This is a genomic window from Dryocola sp. LX212 (genome assembly GCA_041504365.1).
GTDB lineage: Bacteria > Pseudomonadota > Gammaproteobacteria > Enterobacterales > Enterobacteriaceae > Dryocola.
On the sequence record CP167917.1, the window covers coordinates 1962132 to 1985041 of the forward strand.

At 59.1% G+C, this 22910-nt stretch carries 16 protein-coding genes; 9 read left to right on the forward strand and 7 right to left on the reverse strand.

From position 1 onward, the window contains the following. Positions 1–298: 298 nt before the first annotated feature. The 5 genes from ACA108_09470 to narI all read left to right on the forward strand — a co-directional run bounded on the left by ACA108_09470 (position 299) and on the right by narI (position 8745). Positions 299–1690 (forward strand): NarK family nitrate/nitrite MFS transporter, encoded by a 1392-nt coding sequence (locus ACA108_09470; protein XEX97696.1) that lies wholly within the window; start codon positions 299–301, stop codon positions 1688–1690. 398 nt (positions 1691–2088) lie between these two features. Beyond that, a complete protein-coding gene (locus tag ACA108_09475; GenBank protein ID XEX97697.1) occupies positions 2089–5835 on the forward strand; it encodes a nitrate reductase subunit alpha in 3747 nt (1248 codons plus the stop codon). Beyond that, positions 5832–7367, forward strand: coding sequence for a nitrate reductase subunit beta (gene narH / locus ACA108_09480; protein XEX97698.1), 1536 nt, complete (start codon positions 5832–5834; stop codon positions 7365–7367). The genes ACA108_09475 and narH overlap by 4 nt, the downstream gene beginning before the upstream one ends. Further along, positions 7364–8065 (forward strand): nitrate reductase molybdenum cofactor assembly chaperone, encoded by a 702-nt coding sequence (narJ, locus tag ACA108_09485; protein ID XEX97699.1) that lies wholly within the window; start codon positions 7364–7366, stop codon positions 8063–8065. The genes narH and narJ overlap by 4 nt, the downstream gene beginning before the upstream one ends. Before the next feature lie 2 nt (positions 8066–8067). Next, positions 8068–8745, forward strand: coding sequence for a respiratory nitrate reductase subunit gamma (narI, locus tag ACA108_09490; protein XEX97700.1), 678 nt, complete (start codon positions 8068–8070; stop codon positions 8743–8745). Positions 8746–8989: 244 nt separating this feature from the next. Here the strand turns inward: narI and ACA108_09495 are convergent, their stop codons facing one another. The 6 genes from ACA108_09495 to xthA all read right to left on the reverse strand — a co-directional run bounded on the left by ACA108_09495 (position 8990) and on the right by xthA (position 15277). Beyond that, positions 8990–10279 (reverse strand): sulfurtransferase, encoded by a 1290-nt coding sequence (locus ACA108_09495; protein ID XEX97701.1) that lies wholly within the window; start codon positions 10277–10279, stop codon positions 8990–8992. A gap of 70 nt (positions 10280–10349) precedes the next feature. Further along, positions 10350–10973 (reverse strand): ATP-binding cassette domain-containing protein, encoded by a 624-nt coding sequence (locus ACA108_09500; GenBank protein XEX97702.1) that lies wholly within the window; start codon positions 10971–10973, stop codon positions 10350–10352. Beyond that, positions 10973–12556, reverse strand: a complete 1584-nt coding sequence (locus tag ACA108_09505) for an ABC transporter permease subunit (protein XEX97703.1) — start codon at positions 12554–12556, stop codon at positions 10973–10975. Before ACA108_09505 ends, ACA108_09500 begins: the two co-directional genes overlap by 1 nt. Next, positions 12553–13728: an ABC transporter substrate-binding protein gene (locus ACA108_09510; GenBank protein ID XEX97704.1), complete on the reverse strand. Its 1176-nt coding sequence runs from the start codon at positions 13726–13728 to the stop codon at positions 12553–12555. Before ACA108_09510 ends, ACA108_09505 begins: the two co-directional genes overlap by 4 nt. A 34-nt stretch (positions 13729–13762) precedes the next feature. Continuing rightward, on the reverse strand, positions 13763–14443 hold the full coding sequence (locus ACA108_09515) for a TVP38/TMEM64 family protein (GenBank protein XEX97705.1): 681 nt from the start codon (positions 14441–14443) through the stop codon (positions 13763–13765). Positions 14444–14470: 27 nt separating this feature from the next. Next, positions 14471–15277: an exodeoxyribonuclease III gene (xthA, locus tag ACA108_09520; protein ID XEX97706.1), complete on the reverse strand. Its 807-nt coding sequence runs from the start codon at positions 15275–15277 to the stop codon at positions 14471–14473. A 481-nt stretch (positions 15278–15758) separates the two neighbouring features. On the opposite strand from xthA, the gene ACA108_09525 reads away from it, so the two are divergent. The 4 genes from ACA108_09525 to astB are packed head-to-tail and all read left to right on the forward strand — an operon-like array spanning position 15759 to position 20810. After that, the gene (locus ACA108_09525; GenBank protein ID XEX97707.1) at positions 15759–16979 is read left to right on the forward strand and encodes an aspartate aminotransferase family protein; all 1221 of its coding nucleotides are present in this window, start codon (positions 15759–15761) and stop codon (positions 16977–16979) included. Continuing rightward, positions 16976–18010, forward strand: a complete 1035-nt coding sequence (gene astA, locus ACA108_09530; GenBank protein XEX97708.1) for an arginine N-succinyltransferase — start codon at positions 16976–16978, stop codon at positions 18008–18010. The genes ACA108_09525 and astA overlap by 4 nt, the downstream gene beginning before the upstream one ends. Continuing rightward, complete coding sequence (astD, locus tag ACA108_09535; protein XEX97709.1) at positions 18007–19485, forward strand: succinylglutamate-semialdehyde dehydrogenase; 1479 nt, start codon at positions 18007–18009, stop codon at positions 19483–19485. The genes astA and astD overlap by 4 nt, the downstream gene beginning before the upstream one ends. Beyond that, a complete protein-coding gene (astB, locus tag ACA108_09540) occupies positions 19482–20810 on the forward strand; it encodes an N-succinylarginine dihydrolase (protein XEX97710.1) in 1329 nt (442 codons plus the stop codon). The genes astD and astB overlap by 4 nt, the downstream gene beginning before the upstream one ends. Before the next feature lie 44 nt (positions 20811–20854). Here the strand turns inward: astB and ACA108_09545 are convergent, their stop codons facing one another. Next, positions 20855–22891 carry a TIM-barrel domain-containing protein gene (locus tag ACA108_09545; GenBank protein ID XEX97711.1) on the reverse strand — a complete coding sequence of 679 codons (2037 nt, stop codon included), beginning with the start codon at positions 22889–22891 and terminating at the stop codon, positions 20855–20857. Positions 22892–22910 lie beyond the last annotated feature (19 nt).

The window sequence follows — 22910 nt, forward strand, 5'->3', positions numbered from 1 at the left end:
TATCGGGTATCCTCCATGCTTGAGTGGGCACATTTTCAGTCATCCCCCGGAGTATACCCATACCCCCTAATGATTACCCCTTAATTGCCATGAATGACATGGCGGTGGTTGCAACCCTGTTGAAACCCTTCCAGAACAGTGAAAATCCACAGTTTTTTTGAAGTTGTGGCTTACTCACAAAGAGTCATGGTCAAAATATAAGCGCTATTCTGTCCGATTATCCCTTGATATGCATCAATTTAGATTCACCAATACTCCCTAATGTGGCGGCAATTACTCTTACACATTTGAGGTGTTTATGTCTGCGTCGTCGACCAATGGGCAGAAATCCGCGGGGCTGATTACGGACTGGCGTCCGGAAGAAGCAGAGTTCTGGCAAACAAAAGGGCATCGCATTGCGAGCCGAAACCTGTGGATCTCCGTACCGAGCCTGCTGCTCGCCTTCTGCGTCTGGATGCTGTTCAGTGCGGTAGCAGTTAACCTGAACAAGGTTGGTTTCAGCTTCACGACCGACCAGCTGTTTATGCTCACCGCGCTGCCTTCGGTGTCGGGTGCGCTGCTGCGCGTGCCGTACTCTTTTATGGTGCCTATCTTCGGCGGACGCCGCTGGACGGCCTTTAGTACCGGCATTCTGATCGTGCCCTGCGTCTGGCTTGGTTTTGCGGTGCAGGATACCACCACGCCGTTCAGCGTCTTTATCATCATCGCGCTGCTTTGCGGCTTCGCGGGTGCCAACTTCGCCTCGAGCATGGCCAACATCAGCTTCTTCTTCCCGAAAGCCAAACAGGGCGGGGCGCTGGGTATCAACGGCGGCCTGGGCAACCTGGGCGTGAGCGTGATGCAGCTGGTAGCGCCGCTGGTTATCTCTCTGTCCATGTTTGCCTTTTTTGGCGGTACCGGCGTTGAGCAGGCCGACGGCACCGTGCTGTTCCTCGAAAATGCCGCGTGGATTTGGGTGCCGTTCCTGGCTATCTTCACCCTCGCTGCCTGGTTTGGCATGAACGACCTGTCCGCCTCTAAAGCCTCGCTGCGTGAGCAGCTGCCGGTACTGAAACGTACGCATCTGTGGATCATGGGCGTGCTGTACCTGGCAACGTTCGGCTCGTTCATCGGCTTCTCCGCTGGTTTCGCGATGTTGGCAAAAACCCAGTTCCCTGACATTAACATCCTGCACTTTGCGTTCTTCGGCCCGCTATTTGGCGCGCTGGCTCGCTCTGCGGGCGGCGCGATTTCTGACCGTTTTGGCGGGATAAAAGTGTCGCTGATTAACTTCATTTTCATGGCCGTATTCAGCGCGCTGCTGTTCACCACGCTTCCGCATAACGGCGTGGGCGGCAACTTTATCGCCTTCTTCGGCGTGTTCCTGATGCTGTTCCTGACTGCCGGGCTGGGGAGTGGTTCGACCTTCCAGATGATCTCCGTTATCTTCCGTAAGCTGACTATGGATCGTGTCAAAGCGGCGGGCGGTACGGAAGAACATGCTCTGCGCGAAGCGGCAACCGACACGGCGGCGGCACTTGGCTTTATCTCAGCGATTGGTGCCGTAGGCGGATTCTTCATTCCTAAAGCTTTCGGAACTTCGCTTGCACTGACCGGTTCTCCGGCAGGGGCAATGAAAATCTTCCTGGTGTTTTACATTGTCTGTGTGGCGATCACCTGGGCAGTTTATGGGCGTAAATCAGCCAAATAAAAATTTTAACCGAATGGCCATTTTGGTTATTTTTTGCGCGGCTTCGGCCGCGTTTTTTATATTCTCTGGTTATTAGTTACAACATATTTTTTTTGATTTGGCCTGATACTGGCTCCTCCGAAGTGCGGATCTGGTAGTACCTACCCCTTAATACCTCCAGGCTACGTTATCCTACCTGTCAGAACCGAATTTTAGAAAATACATTATATGAAACAATATCATGTGAAGTTTTTTATTATGCCACTTTGGTGGTATTTGATTTTTTTTTGTCGTCAGCCAGCGCCATCGGTGTTGATCGTTATCAATTCTCACGTCATTACCGCGCGCTACCGTGCCAGGCAAATCTGCAATGTTGATTTCACAGAAGAGCCTCCAGGCTCCACATCAGGAGAATCCCGATGAGTAAGTTTCTTGACCGGTTTCGTTACTTCAAACAGAAGGGCGACACCTTTGCCGACGGACATGGCCAGCTGCTCGATACCAACCGTGACTGGGAAGAAGGCTACCGCCAGCGCTGGCAGCACGACAAAGTTGTGCGCTCCACCCACGGTGTAAACTGCACAGGCTCATGCAGCTGGAAGATTTACGTCAAAAGCGGCCTCGTTACCTGGGAGACCCAGCAGACCGACTACCCGCGAACCCGCCCGGACATGCCAAACCATGAGCCACGCGGCTGCCCTCGCGGCGCCAGCTATTCCTGGTATCTCTACAGCGCGAACCGCCTGAAATACCCTCTGATGCGTAAGCGCCTGATCAAACTGTGGCGCGAAGCCAAAACCGTACACGCCGACCCGGTCGACGCGTGGGCATCCATCATCAACGATCCGGAAAAAGCAAAAAGCTATAAGCAGGCCCGTGGTCGCGGTGGTTTTGTCCGCTCAAGCTGGCAGGAAGTGAACGAACTGATTGCGGCGTCTAACGTCTTTACCGCGAAAACTTACGGTCCTGACCGTATCGCGGGCTTCTCGCCAATCCCGGCGATGTCGATGGTTTCCTACGCCGCTGGCGCTCGCTATATCTCCCTGATTGGCGGGACCTGCCTGAGCTTCTACGACTGGTACTGCGACCTGCCGCCTGCGTCACCGATGACCTGGGGCGAACAGACCGACGTGCCTGAGTCCGCCGACTGGTACAACTCCAGCTATATCATGGCCTGGGGATCCAACGTGCCGCAGACCCGTACCCCGGACGCCCACTTCTTTACCGAAGTGCGTTACAAAGGGACTAAAACAGTAGCCGTAACGCCGGACTACGCGGAAATCGCTAAGCTTTGCGATCAGTGGCTGGCACCTAAGCAGGGTACCGATGCCGCCATGGCGCTGGCGATGGGCCACGTCATGCTGCGTGAGTTCCACCTGGATAACCCAAGCCAGTACTTCACCGACTACGTGCGTCGCTACACCGACATGCCGATGCTGGTGATGCTCGAAAAGCGCGACGGGTTCTATGCCGCGGGCCGCATGCTACGTGCATCCGACCTGGTTGACGACCTGGGCCAGGAAAACAATCCGCAGTGGAAAACCGTTGCTCTGGATAACCAGAACGGCGAGCTGCTGGCACCGAATGGCTCCATCGGCTATCGCTGGGGCGAGAAGGGCAAGTGGAACCTTGAGCAGCGCGACGGCACCAGCGGCGAAGAGGCCGAGCTGCGCCTGAGCCTGCTGGGCAGCCACGACGAAGTGGCCGAAGTGGGCTTCCCTTACTTCGGCGGCGAAAGCTCCGAGCACTTCAGCAACGTCAAGCTCGACAGCGTGCTGATGCACAAGCTGCCGGTTAAGCGTATCCAGCTGGCAGACGGCAGCAGCGCGCTGGTAACCACCGTTTACGATCTGACCCTGGCGAACTACGGCCTGGATCGCGGTCTGAACGATGAAAACTGCGCTTCCAGCTACGACGAAGTCAAAGCTTATACCCCAGCGTGGGCCGAGCAGATCACCGGCGTTTCCCGTCAGAACATCGTGCGCATCGCCCGTGAGTTTGCGGACAACGCCGATAAAACGCACGGTCGCTCGATGATCATCGTCGGTGCCGGGATGAACCACTGGTTCCACATGGACATGAACTACCGCGGCCTGATCAACATGCTGATCTTCTGCGGCTGCGTCGGCCAGAGCGGCGGCGGCTGGGCGCACTACGTGGGCCAGGAAAAGCTGCGTCCGCAAACCGGCTGGACGCCGCTGGCGTTTGCACTTGACTGGCAGCGCCCGCCGCGCCACATGAACAGCACCTCGTTCTTCTATAACCACTCCAGCCAGTGGCGCTACGAGTCGCTGACTGCGGAAGAACTGCTCTCCCCGCTGGCGGATAAATCCCGCTATAGCGGCCACCTGATTGACTTTAACGTCCGCGCTGAACGCATGGGCTGGCTGCCATCCTCACCGCAGCTGAACACCAACCCGCTGAACATCGCGGCGCAGGCGAAGGCCGCGGGCATGAGCGCGGCTGACTTCACCGCTCAGCAGCTGAAAAGCGGCGACATTCGCTTTGCGGCGGAGCAGCCGGATGCGGGCAACAACCATCCGCGCAACCTGTTTGTCTGGCGTTCTAACCTGCTGGGTTCCTCCGGTAAGGGCCACGAGTACATGCTTAAGTACCTGCTCGGTACCGAAAACGGTATTCAGGGCAAGGATCTGGGCAAAGAAGGCGGCGTGATGCCGGAAGAAGTTGAGTGGGTAGATAACGGCCTCGACGGCAAGCTGGATCTGGTGGTGACGCTGGACTTCCGCCTGTCGAGCACCTGCCTGTACTCCGATATCGTGCTGCCAACGGCGACCTGGTATGAGAAAGACGACATGAATACTTCGGATATGCATCCGTTTATTCACCCGCTTTCCGCCGCCGTTGACCCGGCATGGGACTCGAAGAGCGACTGGGATATCTACAAGGATATCGCGAAGAAATTCTCTGAAGTGTGCGTCGGCCATTTAGGGAAAGAAACCGATGTGGTGACGCTGCCAATCCAGCACGACTCCGCCGCAGAGCTGGCTCAGCCGTTCGGCGTAATGGACTGGAAAAAAGGCGAATGCGACCTGATCCCGGGCAAGACGGCTCCGCACCTGGTGACGGTTGAACGTGACTACCCGGCGACCTACGAGCGCTTTACCTCCATCGGCCCGCTGATGGAAACCATCGGCAACGGCGGGAAGGGCATTGCCTGGAACACGCAGACCGAAATGGATCTGCTGCGCAAGCTCAACTACACCAAGGCAGACGGCCCGGCGAAAGGCCAGCCGATGATCAATACGGCCATCGACGCCGCAGAGATGATCCTGACCCTGGCACCGGAAACCAACGGCCACGTCGCGGTGAAAGCCTGGGCCGCGCTCAGCGAGTTCACCGGCCGCGACCACACGCACCTGGCGACCAACAAAGAAGAGGAGAAAATCCGCTTCCGCGATATCCAGGCGCAGCCGCGCAAAATCATCTCCAGCCCGACCTGGTCCGGCCTTGAAGATGAGCACGTTTCCTATAACGCAGGTTACACCAACGTCCACGAGCTGATCCCATGGCGCACCCTGTCCGGTCGCCAGCAGCTGTATCAGGATCACCAGTGGATGCGTGATTTTGGCGAAAGCCTGCTGGTTTACCGTCCGCCGATTGATACCCGCTCGGTAAAAGGCGTGATGGGTAAAAAATCCAACGGTAACCCTGAGAAGGCGCTGAACTTCCTGACGCCGCACCAGAAATGGGGCATTCACTCTACCTACAGCGACAACCTGCTGATGCTGACCCTGTCACGCGGCGGCCCGATCGTCTGGATGAGCGAAATCGATGCCAAAGATCTGGGTATTGAAGACAACGACTGGATCGAAGTGTTCAACACAAACGGCGCGCTGACGGCGCGTGCGGTCGTCAGCCAGCGCGTGCCGGAAGGCATGACGATGATGTACCACGCCCAGGAACGTATTGTGAACCTGCCGGGTTCTGAAATTACCGGCCAGCGCGGCGGTATCCATAACTCGGTGACCCGCATCAGCCCGAAACCAACCCATATGATTGGTGGCTACGCGCAGCTGGCGTACGGCTTCAACTACTACGGCACCGTGGGCTCCAACCGTGATGAGTTCGTGGTGGTCCGCAAGATGAAAGACATTAACTGGTTAGACGGTGAAGGCAACGACCAGAAACAGGAGAGCGTAAAATGAAAATTCGTTCACAAGTCGGCATGGTGCTGAATCTTGATAAATGCATCGGCTGTCACACCTGTTCTGTGACCTGTAAAAACGTCTGGACCAGCCGTGAAGGCATGGAGTACGCGTGGTTTAACAACGTGGAAACCAAGCCGGGCATTGGCTACCCGAACGACTGGGAAAACCAGGAGAAGTGGAAAGGCGGCTGGATCCGTAAAATCAACGGTAAGCTGCAGCCGCGCATGGGTAACCGTGCTCTGCTGCTGGGTAAAATCTTCGCCAACCCGCACCTGCCGGGCATCGACGATTACTACGAGCCGTTTGACTACGACTACCAGCACCTGCACAACGCGCCGGAAGGCAAGCATCAGCCGATCGCCCGTCCGCGCTCGCTGATCACCGGCCAGCGTATGAACAAAATCGAAGCGGGCCCGAACTGGGAAGAGATCCTCGGCGGCGAATTTGAAAAGCGCGCCAAAGATCAGAACTTCGAAAACATGCAGAAGGCGATGTACGGCCAGTTCGAAAATACATTCATGGCCTATCTGCCGCGTCTGTGCGAGCACTGCCTGAACCCAGCGTGCGTGGCGACCTGCCCGAGCGGCGCCATCTACAAGCGTGAAGAAGACGGCATCGTGCTGATCGACCAGGACAGGTGCCGCGGCTGGCGCATGTGCATCACCGGCTGCCCGTACAAGAAAATCTACTTTAACTGGAAGAGCGGCAAGTCAGAGAAGTGCATCTTCTGCTACCCGCGTATCGAAGCCGGTCAGCCGACCGTCTGCTCCGAAACCTGCGTAGGCCGTATCCGCTACCTCGGCGTGCTGCTTTACGATGCGGATGCCATCGAGCAGGCAGCAAGCACCGAGAGCGAGCAAGACCTGTACGAGCGTCAGCTGGGGATCTTCCTTGACCCTAACGACCCGAAAATTATCGAGCAGGCTCTGAAAGACGGTATTCCGCACAGCGTCATCACCGCCGCCCAGCAGTCGCCGGTCTATAAAATGGCGATGGACTGGAAGCTGGCGCTGCCGCTGCACCCGGAATACCGCACTCTGCCGATGGTCTGGTACGTGCCGCCGCTGTCGCCGATTCAGTCTGCGGCGGACGCGGGTGAGCTGCCGCATACCGGCATTCTGCCTGACGTGGAAAGCCTGCGTATCCCGGTTGAATATCTGGCGAACCTGCTGACCGCAGGGGATACCGCGCCGGTGCTACGCGCCCTGAAACGTATGATGGCGATGCGCCATTATAAGCGTGCCGAAACCGTTGACGGGGTTACCGATACCCGCGCGCTGGAAGAGGTCGGCCTGACCGAAGCCCAGGCGCAGGAAATGTATCGCTACCTGGCGATTGCCAACTACGAAGACCGTTTCGTCGTGCCTTCCAGCCACCGCGAGCTGGCAGCAGAAGCCTTCCCGGAAAGCAAAGGGTGCGGCTTCAGCTTCGGCGACGGCTGCCACGGGTCGGACTCTAAGTTCAACCTGTTCAACAGCCGACGCATCGACGCCATTGATGTTTCCAGCAAAACGGAGCCGCAAGCATGATTGAACTTCTGGTAATTTCACGCCTGCTCGAATACCCGGATGCTGCCCTGTGGCAGCATCAGCAGGAGCTTCGCGATGCGTTAGCCGATGGCGTTGCTCTGGATCTGCAACAGGCCGCGCAGCTGAACGAGTTTATCGCCACGCTTTGCGGCGGCGATTTGCTGGACGCCCAGGCGAGCTACAGCGAACTGTTCGACCGCGGCCGCGCAACCTCGCTGCTGCTGTTTGAACACGTTCACGGTGAGTCCCGGGACCGCGGTCAGGCGATGGTGAACCTGATGGGCCAGTATGAACAGGCCGGCATGGAAATCGACAGCCGCGAGCTGCCGGACCACCTGCCGCTCTATCTGGAATACCTCTCCCAGCGCTCTGCTGAGGAAGCTCGCGGCGGCCTGCAGGACATCGCGCCGATTCTGGCCCTGCTGGGCGCACGCCTTAAGCAGCGCGAAAGCAAGTATGCGGTGCTGTTCGAGGTGATGATTGGCCTTTCCCAAAGCAACGTGGCGGTGGAAAGCGTCAGCCAGCAGATCGCCGATGAAGCCCGTGACGATACGCCTCAGGCTCTGGATGCGGTGTGGGAAGAAGAGCAGGTGAAATTTATTGCCGACCAGGGCTGCGGCGAATCTGAAATCAGCAGCCACCAGCGTCGTTTTGCCGGGGCTGTGGCTCCGCAGTATCTGAATATTGGGGGACAGTGATAATGCATTTTCTGAATGTATTCTTCTTTGACATCTATCCATACCTTTGCGGTACGGTATTCCTGGTCGGGAGCTGGCTGCGTTACGACTATGGCCAGTACTCCTGGAAAGCGGGATCGAGCCAGATGCTGGACAGAAAAGGCATGAACCTGGCGTCGAACCTGTTCCACATCGGTATTCTGGGTATTTTTGCCGGGCACTTCCTGGGCATGCTGACGCCGCACTGGATGTATGAGTCTTTCCTGCCGATTGAAGTGAAGCAGAAAATGGCGATGCTCGCCGGTGGTGCCTGCGGTGTGATGACGCTGGTTGGCGGTTTCCTGCTGCTTAAACGTCGTCTGTTCAACCCACGCGTTCGCGCTACGTCTACCGCAGCAGATATCCTGATCCTCACGCTGCTGGTGGTTCAGTGCGCGCTGGGTCTGCTGACCATTCCGTTCTCGGCGCAGCATATGGACGGCAGCGAAATGATGAAGCTGGTGGGCTGGGCGCAATCCGTGGTGACCTTCCACGGCGGCGCATCTGAGCATCTGGACGGCGTGGCGTTTATCTTCCGCGTGCACCTGGTGCTGGGCATGACCCTGTTCCTGCTGTTCCCGTTCACCCGTCTGGTGCACGTCTGGAGCGCACCGGTCGAGTACCTGACCCGCAAGTATCAGGTCGTTCGCGCCCGCCGCTGATCTTCGTCCCGAAAAGCAAATACCCGGCTAAGGCCGGGTATCAGACTGACGACAAACCTAAAGCGAATGAATTCCGCAAAGATCACACCGAATAAATAACAAGGAAAATCAATTCATTGATTTTCGCCTGCTTACCACAAAGAAGGAAAAACCACGCTTTTTCCTTCTTTGTCAGCAATCTAATACCCGGCTAAGGCCGGGTATTTTTTTGCTTTCGATAAGGGCTCATCACCATGACGCCAGCTTACTCCGGCTTGCGATCCCCGCTTTCTACCGGGTTTTTAGGATCCGCGCTCCATTCGTACCAGCCGCCGTCGTAAACGCCCACGTTTTTCCAGCCCATCGCTCGGGCATACATAAACGTTTCCGATGCGCGCCAGCCGGTGCCGCAGTAAAACGCGACCTGCTGATCCGGGGTGATATTCCAGCTTTTCCACATTGCGGCAATGTCATCGGCGGCGCGCATGGTGCCGTCCGGGTTATGGAAATCTTCCATGTGTGTGGAGTCTGAACCGGCGTGGCCCCAGCGGGCGCCGGCGATCTCGCCTTTTGGCTTAATGTAGCTGTAGCCGCTGGTGGTGCCGATAAACTCAGGCCAGGAACGAATGCTCACCAGCGACGCATCTTTGCGGTGCAGAAGCCCGCGGGCCTGCTCCGTGTTCAGCATCAGCTGCGGCTGCCCCGGAATGGGCGCGCCGAAGTCAGGGGCAGGCTGAACTTTGGCAGGTAATCCTCGCTCAACGGGCAGGCCTGAATCGCTCCAGGTTTGCCAGCCGCCGTCCAGAATGCGGACGTCTTTCACTCCGGCGTAGAGGATGATCTGCGCCACGCGTGCGGCGGCATAAACGTCGCGACCGTAGAGCACCACGGTGGTGTCGTGGCGAATACCGTGTTTTGCCAGCATCGCCTTAAGCTGCTCGTCGGAAACCTTGTTCCACAGCGGCTCGCTTTCCACCTCGTTGGTGTCGATATAGCCTGCGTCAGGAATATGGCTCAGCAGGTATTTTTTCGGCGCGCCCCAGCCAGCTTCAATGACCTTCCACTCCCCGGCAGGGGCGGCGGTGACAGGCTTCTTCTGCTGAAGGTCGTGGATCCACTGCGGATACACTAACTGTTCGAAATGGGGCGTTTTTTGCAGCCGGGCGGCGTTTTGCAGGCCGTCCGACAGCAGGGCGATATGGCTGAAACCGAGTTTTTCCAGGCGAGATTTAACCGCCTGCGTTTCCTCTTTATCGCCGTAAAGCGCGATCGGGCCGGAGTCGGTAAGCTGGTGCTGTTTCGCCCACTGGCTTATCTGCTCGTCGCTCATCAGGTCCAGCCAGGAGGCGGACAGATTCAGCGCGGCGGGCTCGTGGCCGCCAGCACCGTTCAGGGTTTGCGGCCAGCCGTTATAAAACGCGCTCGGACGGGTATCAATTAACGTTCCTTTTTGCGCCTGAAGCTGGGCAAAATTCATGGGCTGGGCCGCGGCAAGGGTGGAGAATGACAGCCCGGCAAGCAGCAGGGCGGTGGTTAGCTGAGAAACACGTTTCATCTAATAACCTGAAGGATAATCAAAGAGGCGCAATTGTGCGCGTGAGAGGCGCAGAGTTCTTTGCGTTACCTCATAGAGTGACGATTTTGCCGCCCGGAGGAATATCCTGCGGATCGTGAGTCACCAGCACAACGGGCAGCGACTGCTGCCTGCAGGCCTCCCATACGAATTCGCGAAACTGAGCGCGAAGAGGTAAATCGAGACGGGAGAACGGCTCATCGAGCAGAAGCGCTTCGGGCTTAGCGAGCAGGGCGCGCAGCACGCTAATACGCGCGCGTTCGCCGCCGGAAAGCGTAGCAGGGTCGCGGCTGGCAAAACCTTTAAGCCCTGCGCCCGCAAGCGCCTGTTCAGCCAGTTCCCGTCGAAGAGCGGCTCCCTTAAGCTCCGCCGGGATCGCCATCAGCAAATTTTGCAAAACGTTAAGATGCGGGAACAGAAGCGCGTCCTGAAACAAAATGCCGATGCGGCGCCGTTCAATGGGCAGCGTGTCGCGGCGCTCCCCGTTCAGCCACAGTTCACCCTCTGCGGTAAACGCGGCTGGAAGCGCGCCGACCGCCCAGTTCAGAAAGCTGGATTTTCCGGCGCCCGATGGCCCCATCAGGGTGATGATTTCACCGGCTGGCGCATCAAAGCTGATGTTGCGCAGCAGCGGGCGCGGGCCGTGGGAAAGGGAACAGTTACGAACGCTCAGCATTAGCGTAATCCTTGTCGATAGTGACCGGCCAGGCGGGCAGCCTGCAGCGTAAAGATAAACATCCCGGCGGGCAGCATAACCTGCAGCAGCGCCTGGATCGCCATCTGCTGAGGATCGCCCCCGCTGCTGAGCGCCACGGCCTCGGTGGTCACGGTGGCGAAGCGTCCGGCCCCGGCGTAAAGCGTGGGGAGATATTGCGCAACGCTCACGGAAAAGCCAACCGCCAGCGCCCCGAGCAGCGGACGCAGCAGCAGCGGCGTTTTGATCGTCCACAGAACCTGCCAGCCCGACCGGCCCAGCGTCCGCGCCGCAATGGCGTGGCGGGGATCGAGCTGCTGCCACGCGGGCCGCAGAACCAGTAAAGCATAAGGGATGACCCACAGCAGATGGCTCCAGACTACCGCAGGCCAGGTGCCTTCCTGGGCCAGGCGCAGCAGCACCTGATACTGCCCGGCGGCCAACGGCAGGGCAGGAAGGAACAGCGGCAGCAGCAGCAGAACGTCGAAGCGGCGCGGGATGCCCTCCAGCCACAGCAGAACGGATAGCGCGGCGATAGGCCCGCTCGCCAGCGCCAGCCAAAGCGTCGTTAACAGCCTGTCGTAACGGGCAAGCTCCCAGCCGGAAAAGCTGAAGGCCTCCGGTAGCAGCGACGGATAAAACCAGCTTTCCGCCAGCGACCAACAGAGCAGAATAGCGCCTGCGGCCATGACGATAACGGTTAATCCTGATGCAAGCGCGGACGAAAACAGCCGGGCGTCAGTCTGCCTGCGCCGCCCTGAGAACATCCCCAGCCGACGGCGTAAACCTTGCCACAGCAGCCAGCCGCCGGTGCCGGATCCGGCCAGTAAAACGACCAGCAGCGCAGAGAGCGCCATGCCCATTGCCTGCCGCTGAGGGTCGCCGTCGTTCATCCACTGCCAGGCCAGCACCGCCAGCGTCGGAGGATTATCCGGCCCGAGGATTATCGCCACATCCACTACTGACAGGCTGTACGTCATCACCGCTACCAGCGCCCAGCCCAGGCGCGGCAGAAGCTGGGGGATGATAACCAGCAGGCGGCTATGGAGCGGGCCGTAGCCCATCGAGCGCGACACGATAAGCTGCTGCTCCAGCTCGCTCCGGCTTAGCTGCGTGCTGGCAAACCACAATAAAAACCAGGCTTCCTTGAAGGCCAGCATCAAGCCCAGCCCGAGGCTGGCGCCGTCGACGGGGAAGGCAACGTGAAGCAGGCGAGAGAGCCAGCCGTTGGCGCTGAACATAAACAGCAGGCCGCTGGCAAAGGCCACGTGGGGAAAGGCCAGCAGCAGCGGCAGGCGGCGGACGTAGCTCTGCCAGCGCGGCCCGGGCCACAGCCCGCAGATAATCAGTACCGTTAGGGCCAGCGCGCCGCAAACGCTGATTAACGCTGAGACCACGGTCGACTGAAGTGCGAGAGGAAACTGACCGTCCTGCAAAACCTTTAGCCAGATTTCACCTTCGCGCAACGGTGAGGCTATGAGCGCCATGCCCGGCAGCAGCGGTAAAAAAACGACGCCCACCGCAAGCGCTGCCAGAACCCCGGCGAGGGTAATCTTTTGGTTCATCGGGCACCGTAGCGGGCAAGCCAGGCTTTTTCGAGGGCGGCAACCCATGCGGCGTGAGGCTCTGCCAGGAACGGCACCGGCTCAAGGCTGGCCGGAACGTGCGCCGCCAGCCGCGTACCGAGCGGCGCGGGAAGCAGCTTGCTGTCCAGAATAGTCGGGTCGCCCCAGACGGCGGGGTCTGCCTTGCGGATCTGCGCTTCCGGCGACATCAGGAAGTTGGCCACCACCATGGCTGCCGCTTTAGATTTTGCATTGGCGGGGATAGCCACAAAGTGAACGTTACCGAGCATGCCCTTCTCAAACCCAAAGGCGCGTGCCGAGGCGGGCAGCTGCTTGCGGGCAATCAGGTTGTCCACGTGCGCGGGGTTAAAGGTGATGGAAAGCAGCAGCTCGCTGTCCGCCAGCATGCGGTCCATGCGGGCGGGCGTTGCCGGGAAGCTTTTGCCCTTGCGCCAGAGATAAGGGTGAAGCTTGTCAAGATAGCGCCACAGCGGGGCCGTGACTTTCTCAAAGGATGACGGATCCGGCGCCTGGCGTAACGCATGCGGGTCATCGGTCAGCACAATCAGCAGCTGTTCGATCAAGGCCGTACCGGTAAAGTCCGGCGGGCGAGGGTAGCTCACCTTACCCGGGTTAGCTCTGGCAAACGTCAGCAAAGCTTCGGCGCTGCGTGGGAGTTCAGGCGTGCGCTGGCCGTCGCCGATCAGCATCAATTGGGCGCTTCCCCAGGGGGCCTCCGCGCCGTCAACCGGCTGGGAGAAGTCTTCCCGCACGGGCTTCTGAACGTCAACATATTGCCAGTCCGGCAGGGTTTCCGCCCAGCCTTCGCTAAGCAATCCGGCGGTTTTCAGGGTGCGGAAGTTTTCGCCGTTCACCCACAGCAGGTCGACGGAACCGTTAGTTTTTCTCCCCGCCGCGTCCTCGCTCTGGATGCGTTTCACTGCTTCAGCGGCGTCCGCCAGATGCACAACCTTAAGGGTTATGCCGTAACGTTCCTTCACCTGTGCGCTTGTCCAGTCCAGATAGCTGTTTACCGCCGGGTCGCCGCCCCAGGCGTTGAACCAGACCGTCTGACCGCTGGCCTGCTGGCGCAGATCGTTCCAGGCGGTAGGCTGGGCGAGGGCGGAAAAGCTCAGGGCAATGAGCAACAAAAACAGGGAGCGTAAACGCACGAAGAGATCCTCAACGTTAAATTGGTGGATGGCGCTATCGCTTATCCACCCTACGGGAAACGGTATTCCGGATAACCCAACGGGAGACCAGCGGCAGAAAGCCGATCAGCGCGAAGGTCAGGATCATACCCGGAGAGAGTATATCCGCAGCCGAGCGCAGCTGGCTCAATTCCTTACCGGCGTTCAGATAAACAACGATGGCGGGCAGCATGCCCACGAAGCTGACGGCAAAGTAGCGGCCAGCGGAAACCGGCGTCAGCCCCATCAGCAGGTTAACCAGGAAGAAGGGGAAAACGGGGGCCAGGCGCAGTGCGAACAAATAGCGCGTGCCGTCCTGCGCCATGCCTTTATTCACCTTTGCCATCATTTTCGAGAAGCGCTTTTGCACCCAGTCGCGCAGCAGGTAACGGCTGAGCAGCATGGCAAGCGTCGCGCCGCAGGTGGCTCCCAGCGCCACGAGCAGAGTGCCCTGCACCAGCCCGAATAGCGCGCCGCCCAGCAGCGTCAACAGCGTCGCGCCGGGGATGGAGAGGGTGGCGACCAGAACGTAGCTGGCAAAAAACGCCAGCGCGGCAAGCCATGGATGCAGGGCGTGCCAGAGTAAGAGCTTAGACTGGTAGTGCTGAAGCGTCGCCAGGCTAATGGTGCCAGGCGGCAGAAGTAGAAGGAGCAGCGTAACGATAACCAGCAGCGCAACGAACAGCAGCTTACGCATTCTCGAACGGCTCCTTATTGTGGCAAATTACAGCTTGAACTGCGCCCAGACCGGGGCGTGGTCCGACGGCTTCTCCATGCTGCGGATAGCGTAGTCGATACCCGTCGCCACGCAGCGCTCCGCCAGCGGCTGGCTTGCCAGCAGCAGGTCGATACGCAGGCCGCGGTTGTCGTCAAAGCCCTTCGAACGGTAGTCGAACCACGAGAATTTATCCTGAGTTTCCGGATTGGCGTGGCGGAAGGTATCCACCAGACCCCAGCTAATCAGGCGATCCATCCACTCGCGCTCTTCCGGCAGGAAGGAGCATTTGCCGGTGCGCAGCCAGCGCTTGCGGCTATCTTCGCCGATGCCGATATCCAGATCCGTCGGGCTGATATTGACGTCGCCCATAATCAGCACCGGGTTGTCTTTATTCAGCTCGTTGTTGAGGTAGTCCTGCAGATCCTGGTAGAACTTCGCCTTAGCCGGGAATTTGGTTGGATGGTCGCGGCTTTCGCCCTGCGGGAAGTAGCCGTTGATCACCGTCAGGTTGCCGAGCGGGGAAGGAATTTCGGCCATGATAATGCGGCGCTGAGAATCTTCATCATCGCCTGGGAAGCCACGGCGCACGGCAACGGGCGTCTCTTTGGTCAACAGCGCCACGCCGTAATGGCCTTTCTGGCCGTGATAAAAGACGTTGTAGCCCAGCTTCGCCACGTCCTCAAGCGGAAACATATCGTCGTGAACTTTGGTTTCCTGCAGGCCGATGACGTCCGGCTGGTGCTGTTCGACGATAGCCTGTAGCTGATGGGGACGGGCACGCAGGCCGTTGATATTAAAAGAGACAAATTTCATAAGTCGCAGCCTGGATAGCAGGTTAAGGTTGCAGGATGGTAGCAGAAAATCGCTGTGAATGCTGCGCCGCGTACCAGCATATTGTCGGATGGCGCTAACGCTTATCCGACCTACAAGCGATAGGGGATAAGCGCAGCGTCATCCACCGGGCAAAATCTGCACCAGAATGACCCGATTCGCCCCGAACTGGTGCATAAATGGCGGTCAAATCCCGCGAGCGATCACAATTCCAGCATTATATTTTACGGTTGCATAATATTTCTTGTTTTCCTCCGGTCAACCCGCCCCGCAGGTAAAACTATGCACTTAATATTCACTTTTATTGCATAGGTTAATTTTGTAACTCCTTGATTTTCCTTTCTGACCTCTTCGCTATGCACTTTTATCGCTGGCTGGCACGAAGCGTGCAATCTACATTCACAGTGCAAACACTCAGTTATTTAACATTTAAGTTACTTATTATTTACCGGAAGAGGTCACTATGCCGCAATCAATTACACGCCAGAACTTCGACGATTGGATGATGCCCGTTTACGCCCCTGCGGCTTTTATTCCGGTGCGCGGTGAAGGATCCACCCTGTGGGATCAGCAGGGTAAGGATTACATCGATTTTGCGGGCGGGATTGCGGTTAACGCGCTGGGGCACGCCAACACGGACCTGCGCGCGGCGCTCGTTGGCCAGGCCGAAAAGTTCTGGCATACCGGCAACGGCTATACCAACGAGCCGATTTTGCGTCTGGCAAAGCAGCTTATCGACGCGACATTTGCCGACAAAGTATTCTTCTGTAACTCCGGGGCGGAGGCCAACGAAGCGGCCCTGAAGCTGGCCCGTAAATACGCTCACGATAATTATGGTCCGCAAAAAAGCGGCATCGTCGCCTTCAAAAACGCCTTCCATGGGCGCACGCTGTTTACCGTCTCCGCAGGCGGGCAGCCTGCCTATTCAAAAGACTTTGCGCCGTTGCCGGCGGATATCAGCCATGCCGTCTATAACGACCTGCAGTCCGCCAGCGAGCTTATCGATGAAAACACCTGCGCGGTGATCGTTGAGCCAATGCAGGGCGAGGGCGGCGTGGTGCCAGCGGATCCAACGTTCCTTCAGGGCCTGCGCGAACTTTGCGACCGCCATAACGCGGTGCTGATTTTCGATGAGGTGCAGACCGGCGTCGGGCGCACCGGCTCCCTGTATGCCTATATGCACTACGGCATTACGCCGGACGTGCTATCAACCGCAAAAGCGCTGGGCGGCGGCTTCCCGATTGGCGCGATGCTGACCACCGATAAGTTCTCGCAGGTGATGGTAGTCGGCACACACGGGACGACCTATGGCGGCAACCCGCTGGCGGGCGCGGTCGCCGGGCGCGTCATGGAGCTGATTAATACGCCGGAGGTGCTGAACGGCGTGAAGCAGCGCCACGAGTGGTTTGTCGAGCGCCTTAACAAGATCAATCAGAAACATCAGCTGTTCAGCGAAGTCCGCGGGCTGGGGCTGTTAATTGGCTGCGTGCTGCAACAGGAACACGCGGGCAAGGCTAAACTTATTCTGCAGGCCGCCGTTCAGGAAGGGCTGATGATCCTGATCGCGGGTGCCAACGTGGTGCGCTTCGCCCCGTCGCTGATTATCAGCGAGGCGGACGTGCGCAAAGGACTCGACCGCTTTGAGCGCGCCTGCGAACGTTTCACTGCGGGAGAGACATCATGATGGTCATCCGTCCTGTTGAGCGCGGCGATCTGTCCGGGCTGATGGCGCTGGCGGGGAAAACGGGGGGTGGGTTGACCTCGCTGCCCGTCGATGAAAAAACGCTGTCAGAGCGCATCGAACGCTCCATTAATACCTGGCAGGGCGGCCTGCCGAAGGGCGACCAGGGCTACGTTTTTGTCCTCGAGGAGACGGCGAGCCGCAAAGTGGTAGGCATCTGCGCCATCGAAGTTGCGGTGGGGTTGAACGACCCCTGGTATAACTACCGCTTCGGCACGCTGGTACACGCCTCAAAAGAGCTGAATATCTATAACGCGCTGCCGACGCTGTTCCTGAGCAACGACCACACCGGCAGCAGCGAGCTGTGCACGCTTTTCCTCGATGCCGACTGGCGTAAAGAGGGCAACGGTTACCTGCTGTCAAAATCCCGCTTTCTGTTTATGGCGGCCTTCCGCGAACGCTTCAACGACAAGGTCGTGGCGGAGATGCGCGGCGTCATTGACGAACACGGTCATTCGCCTTTCTGGGAAAGCCTGGGCAACCGCTTTTTCTCGATGGAGTTCAGCCGCGCGGACTATCTGTGCGGCACCGGGCAAAAAGCATTTATTGCCGAACTGATGCCAAAGCACCCTATCTATACGGATTTCCTCTCACCTGAAGCGCAGGCGGTGATTGGCGAGGTGCATCCGCAGACCGCTCCCGCCCGCGCCGTGCTGGAGGCCGAAGGCTTCCGCTACCGTAATTATGTCGACATCTTCGACGGCGGCCCGACGCTGGAGTGCGACATTGACCGCGTGCGGGCCATCCGCAAGAGCCGCATGACGGAGGTGGTCATCGGCCAGCCCGCCACGGACGATCTGCCTGTCTGCCTGGTGGCCAACGAAAACTATCACAACTTCCGCGCGATGCTGATTAAAGCCAATCCGAAAGGTGACCGACTGATCATCGACGCCACCACGGCGGAAGCCCTGAACTGCTCTACCGGCGACAAGGTTCGCCTGGTTCGCCTGTGCCCTGAGGAGAAAAAAGTATGACCCAGTGGATCAATGGACAATGGACGGCTGGCCTCGGCGAGGCGATGCAAAAGCATAATCCGGTTAACGGCGAGCTGCTCTGGGAAGGCGTCTCCGCCAGCGCCGAACAGGTTGTACAAGCCTGCGAAGCGGCGCGTGCGGCATTCCCTGCGTGGGCTAAAAAATCCTTTGCCGAACGTCAGGCAATAGTTGAGCAATTCGCCCGCCTGTTGGAAGAAAACAAAAACGAGCTGACCACGACCATCGCGCAGGAAACAGGGAAGCCGCGCTGGGAAGCGGCAACGGAAGCGACGGCGATGATCAATAAAATTGCCATCTCGATTAAGGCGTACCACACGCGGACCGGCGAAACCCATACGCCGATGGCGGACGGTGCGGCTACGTTGCGCCATCGTCCACACGGCGTGCTGGCGGTATTCGGGCCGTATAACCTGCCGGGGCATTTGCCTAACGGGCATATCGTGCCGGGGCTGCTGGCGGGCAATACTTTAATCTTTAAGCCCAGCGAACTGACGCCGCGTACTGGCGAGCAGGTCATGAAACTGTGGCAACAGGCTGGCCTGCCGGAAGGCGTGCTGAACATGGTGCAGGGCGGACGTGAAACCGGACAGGCGCTTGCGCAGCAGGGCGACCTCGACGGGCTACTGTTTACCGGGAGCGCCAATACCGGCTACCAGCTTCATCGTCAGTATGCGGACCAGCCCGAAAAAATCCTCGCCCTTGAGATGGGGGGAAATAACCCACTGATCGTTGAAAACCCGGAAGATCTCGACGGCGCGGTCCATGTGGCAATCCAGTCAGCGTTTATTACTGCCGGGCAGCGCTGCACCTGCGCTCGCCGCCTGCTGGTGAAGAAGGGCGAGCAGGGCGACAGATTTATCGAGCGGCTGGTGGAAGTGGCCGCGCGTATACGGCCAGGCGCCTGGGATGCGACGCCGCAGCCGTTTATCGGCGGTTTGATTTCGGCCCAGGCGGCTGAGCGCGTGCTGAGCGCCTGGCAGGAACATCTGGCGCGCGGCGGCAAACCGCTGCTGGAGCCGAAGCTGGTGAAGGCGGGGGGCTCACTGCTGACGCCGGGCATTGTTGAATTATCCGACCTGCGGGACGTGCCGGACGAGGAGGTCTTCGGGCCGCTGCTGGCAGTTTATCGCTATGACAGCTTCGACGACGCTATCCGCATGGCGAACAATACCCGCTTCGGGCTGGCAAGCGGGCTTATTTCACCGAGCCGCGAACAGTTTGACCAGCTGCTGCTGGAGGCGCGTGCGGGAATTGTTAACTGGAACAAACCGCTGACCGGTGCGGCCAGTACCGCCCCGTTTGGCGGCGTGGGGGCCTCGGGCAACCATCGCGCCAGCGCCTGGTATGCTGCTGATTACTGCGCGTGGCCGATGGCGACGCTGGAGAGCCCGGCGTTCCCACTGCCTGAAACATTAAGTCCCGGGCTGGATTTCAGCCGTAAGGAGCAGCCATGAAGGCCCGCGAAGCCAACTTTGACGGCCTGGTGGGGCTGACCCACCACTACGCCGGGCTGTCGTTCGGGAACGAGGCCTCGACGAAACACCAGTTCCGTGTTTCCAGCCCAAAGCTGGCGGCGAAGCAGGGGCTGCTGAAGATGAAAGCGCTGGCGGATGCCGGATTCCCGCAGGGTGTTATTCCCCCGCAGGAACGACCGAACGTTCCCGTGCTGCGCCAGCTCGGTTTTACCGGCACGGATGTGCAGATTGTTGAGAAGGTGGCGAAACAGGCTCCGCAGCTGCTTTCTGCCGCCAGCTCAGCCTCGTCGATGTGGGTGGCAAACGCCGCCACCGTCTCGCCGTCCGCCGACAGCCTGGACGGTAAAGTGCATCTGACGGTCGCGAATCTGAACAACAAATTTCACCGGGCGAGCGAAGCGCCAACCACTGAAAGCCTGCTGCACGCCATTTTCCGCGATGAACACCACTTTGCCGTCCACGGCGCGCTGCCGCAGGTAGGCATGTTCGGCGACGAGGGGGCGGCGAACCATAACCGCCTCGGTGGGGGATACGGCGATCCGTCCGTCCAGCTGTTTGTTTACGGGCGGGAAGAGGCGAAGGCCGGGCTAATACCGGCGCGCTATCCGGCCAGGCAAACGCTGGAGGCAAGCCAGGCCGTAGCCCGCCTGAACCAGGTGGAGCCTGAACTGGTGGTTTATGCCCAGCAAAACCCGGCGGTTATCGACCAGGGCGTATTTCATAATGACGTGATTGCGGTATCGAACCGCCAGGTGCTGTTCTGCCACGAGCAGGCGTTCCTGCACCAGCAGGAGCTGTACGGCACGCTGCGCCAGAAAATCCCCGGCTTTACGGCGCTGGAGGTCCCGGCCAGCCGGGTATCGGTGGCGGATGCCGTGTCAACTTATCTGTTTAACAGCCAGCTGCTGAGCCGCGACGATGGCAGCATGCTGCTGGTGCTACCTGAAGAGGCGCGCCAGCATGAGGGCGTGTGGGGCTACCTGAACGAGCTGCTGGCCGCCGATAACCCCATCGGCGAGCTGAAGGTTTTCGACCTGCGTGAAAGCATGGCGAACGGCGGCGGCCCTGCCTGCCTGCGCCTGCGCGTCGTGCTTACCGCGGAAGAGCAGCGGGCGGTCAACCCGGCGGTGATGATGAACGATAAGCTGTTCGTCACGCTGAACGGCTGGGTGGACCGCTGGTATCGCGACCGTCTGACCCAGGCTGATTTGGCCGACCCGCAGCTGCTGCGCGAGGGGCGGGAAGCGCTGGACGAGCTGACGCGAATTCTGGATTTGGGATCGGTCTATCCTTTCCAGATCTAACGGCTAATATTGCCGGATAAGCGTTGGTCTTATCCGGCAGCGTTTTATTTCAACAAGAGCTTCTCCACGTCGCTTCCAGCGCGGATAAACACCGGAATAGACTCGAGCGGTGCCTCAACGGCTATTAGCTGGCCGCCCTGATAGTTCTCCCCGCGCAGGGAAATCCAGCATTCTCCTTCCGGAAGCCATACATCGCGCTGGCGCTGGCCCGCCTGCATGACCGGCGCAACCAGCAGATCTTCGCCCAGCAGGTACTGATCCTCAATCTCCCAGCTGTTGCTCTGCTGCGGATAGTGGTAGAAGAGCGGCCGCATAACTGGATCGCCGTGTTCGCTTGCCTGCGCCATCACGCCGTCGATATAGGGGCGAATGCTTTCGCGAACCTGCAGCCAGTGGGACATTATCTGGCAGTTCTCTTCCCCGTAGCTCCAGACTTCGTTCGGGGAACCGCTGTTGCACTGCGGGATGCCGTTGCGGAAGGCTTCCGGGGGCTGAACCTGCGGGTCTCGGTAACCGTGCAGGCGGAAGACAGGGCAGAATGCGCCCCACTGGAACCAGCGGATCAGCAGCTCGTGGAAGGCCGGATCGTGGATATTGCCGCCCTGGAAGCCGCCAATATCTGTGGTCCACCATGGGATACCCGCCATCCCCATATTCAGCCCGGCGGCAAGCTGGTTGCGCAGCGCATGGAATGACGAATGGACGTCGCCGGACCAGGCCAGCACGCCGTAGCGCTGGCTGCCCGCCCAGGCGCAGCGCACCAGGTTAACGATCTCTTTTTCGCCCTGCGCCTGCAAACCTTCATAAAAGCCCTGGGCGAAATCGCGCGGGTAGCTGTTGCCGACCTCCAGCACCGGCCCGGTGTGATAGCGATAGTTATCGAAATCATAGGCGCGGTATTCCGGCTCCGCTTCGTCCAGCCAGAAAAGGCGGATGCCCGCATCGTAATAGTTCTCTTTAACCTTATTCCACACATACTGGCGCGCGGCAGGGTTGGTGGCATCGAAAAATGTGCAGTTACCCATAAAGTCCAGATTGACCGATACGCCGCGCTCGGTGGTCACCAGATAGCCTTTGGATTTCATCTCCTTGTAGTTTTCGGTGCGGCTGTCTACCGTTGGCCAGACGGAGACCATCGTTTCGATCCCCATTTCGCGAAGCTCGCTGACCATTGCCTGCGGATCGGGCCAGTCGATAGGGTCGAAGCACCAGGTGCCCTGATTCGGCCAGTGGAAAAAGTCGATAACGATAACCGACAGCGGCAGGTTGCGGCGCTGGTACTCGCGGGCGACATCCAGCACCTCTTGCTGGGTGCGATAACGCAGCTTGCACTGCCAGAAACCCGTCGCAAACTTCGGCATTGGCGGCGCTTTTCCCGTGGCCTCGGCGTACTGGCGGGTTATCTCGAGTGGGCTATCCCCTGCGGTGATCCAGTAGTCCATCTCTTCGCAGACCAGCGCCTTCCACTGGGTGCCGTTCTTGGCAAAACTCGCTTCGCCAATCGCCGGGTTATTCCACAGCATGCCGTAGCCCAGGCTGGACTGCATGAAGGGCACGCTGGCCTGGGAGTTACGCTGCGCCAGCTCCAGCGTGCAGCCTTTCAGATCCAGCCACGGTTGCTGGTATTGCCCCATGCCGTAGATTTTCTCATTTTTGGCCGCCTCAAAGCGGACGGTGAGCTGATATTTCCCGCCCGGATTGGGCTTAAATTCCCGACCATCGAGCTTCAGCGCGCTGATATATTTATCCTGGCTCTTTTCCGTCGCGCCAATGCCTACGGTGGAGCGCTGGCGCCACATCTCTTCAAGCAGCAGTGCGCCGTGCTGGTTGTGGAAAGCCAGCTGGCCCTTGCTGTTAACGGTGGCGGAGAGATTGCCGTTGCGGATGGTCAGCGACTCTTTTCCTTCGCTGATGCTCGCCTGCTGTGAAGTTACAGGTAACAGCGCCCAGAGATTTTCAGAGAATGCGCCGCGCTGCGTTGCCCGCACGCGCAGGCTGTTTTTACCCCAGGGTTCGATTCGCAGCGTCTGCCGGTCAAAATGCCACTCGATAGCGTTGTCGCGTTTAAATAATTCACTCATGACCTACTCCTTAAATTCT

Excerpts from the sequence above, each read along its gene's own strand:
- ACA108_09515 (XEX97705.1), bottom strand. The coding sequence starts at position 14,443 with ATGCGTAAGCTGCTGTTCGTTGCGCTGCTGGTTATCGTTACGCTGCTC.
- narJ (XEX97699.1), top strand. The coding sequence starts at position 7,364 with ATGATTGAACTTCTGGTAATTTCACGCCTGCTCGAATACCCGGATGCT.
- ACA108_09505 (XEX97703.1), bottom strand. The coding sequence starts at position 12,556 with ATGAACCAAAAGATTACCCTCGCCGGGGTTCTGGCAGCGCTTGCGGTG.
- ACA108_09470 (XEX97696.1), top strand. The coding sequence starts at position 299 with ATGTCTGCGTCGTCGACCAATGGGCAGAAATCCGCGGGGCTGATTACG.
- astB (XEX97710.1), top strand. The coding sequence starts at position 19,482 with ATGAAGGCCCGCGAAGCCAACTTTGACGGCCTGGTGGGGCTGACCCAC.
- astD (XEX97709.1), top strand. The coding sequence starts at position 18,007 with ATGACCCAGTGGATCAATGGACAATGGACGGCTGGCCTCGGCGAGGCG.
- ACA108_09525 (XEX97707.1), top strand. The coding sequence starts at position 15,759 with ATGCCGCAATCAATTACACGCCAGAACTTCGACGATTGGATGATGCCC.
- ACA108_09475 (XEX97697.1), top strand. The coding sequence starts at position 2,089 with ATGAGTAAGTTTCTTGACCGGTTTCGTTACTTCAAACAGAAGGGCGAC.
- narI (XEX97700.1), top strand. The coding sequence starts at position 8,068 with ATGCATTTTCTGAATGTATTCTTCTTTGACATCTATCCATACCTTTGC.
- astA (XEX97708.1), top strand. The coding sequence starts at position 16,976 with ATGATGGTCATCCGTCCTGTTGAGCGCGGCGATCTGTCCGGGCTGATG.
- xthA (XEX97706.1), bottom strand. The coding sequence starts at position 15,277 with ATGAAATTTGTCTCTTTTAATATCAACGGCCTGCGTGCCCGTCCCCAT.
- ACA108_09500 (XEX97702.1), bottom strand. The coding sequence starts at position 10,973 with ATGCTGAGCGTTCGTAACTGTTCCCTTTCCCACGGCCCGCGCCCGCTG.
- ACA108_09495 (XEX97701.1), bottom strand. The coding sequence starts at position 10,279 with ATGAAACGTGTTTCTCAGCTAACCACCGCCCTGCTGCTTGCCGGGCTG.
- narH (XEX97698.1), top strand. The coding sequence starts at position 5,832 with ATGAAAATTCGTTCACAAGTCGGCATGGTGCTGAATCTTGATAAATGC.
- ACA108_09545 (XEX97711.1), bottom strand. The coding sequence starts at position 22,891 with ATGAGTGAATTATTTAAACGCGACAACGCTATCGAGTGGCATTTTGAC.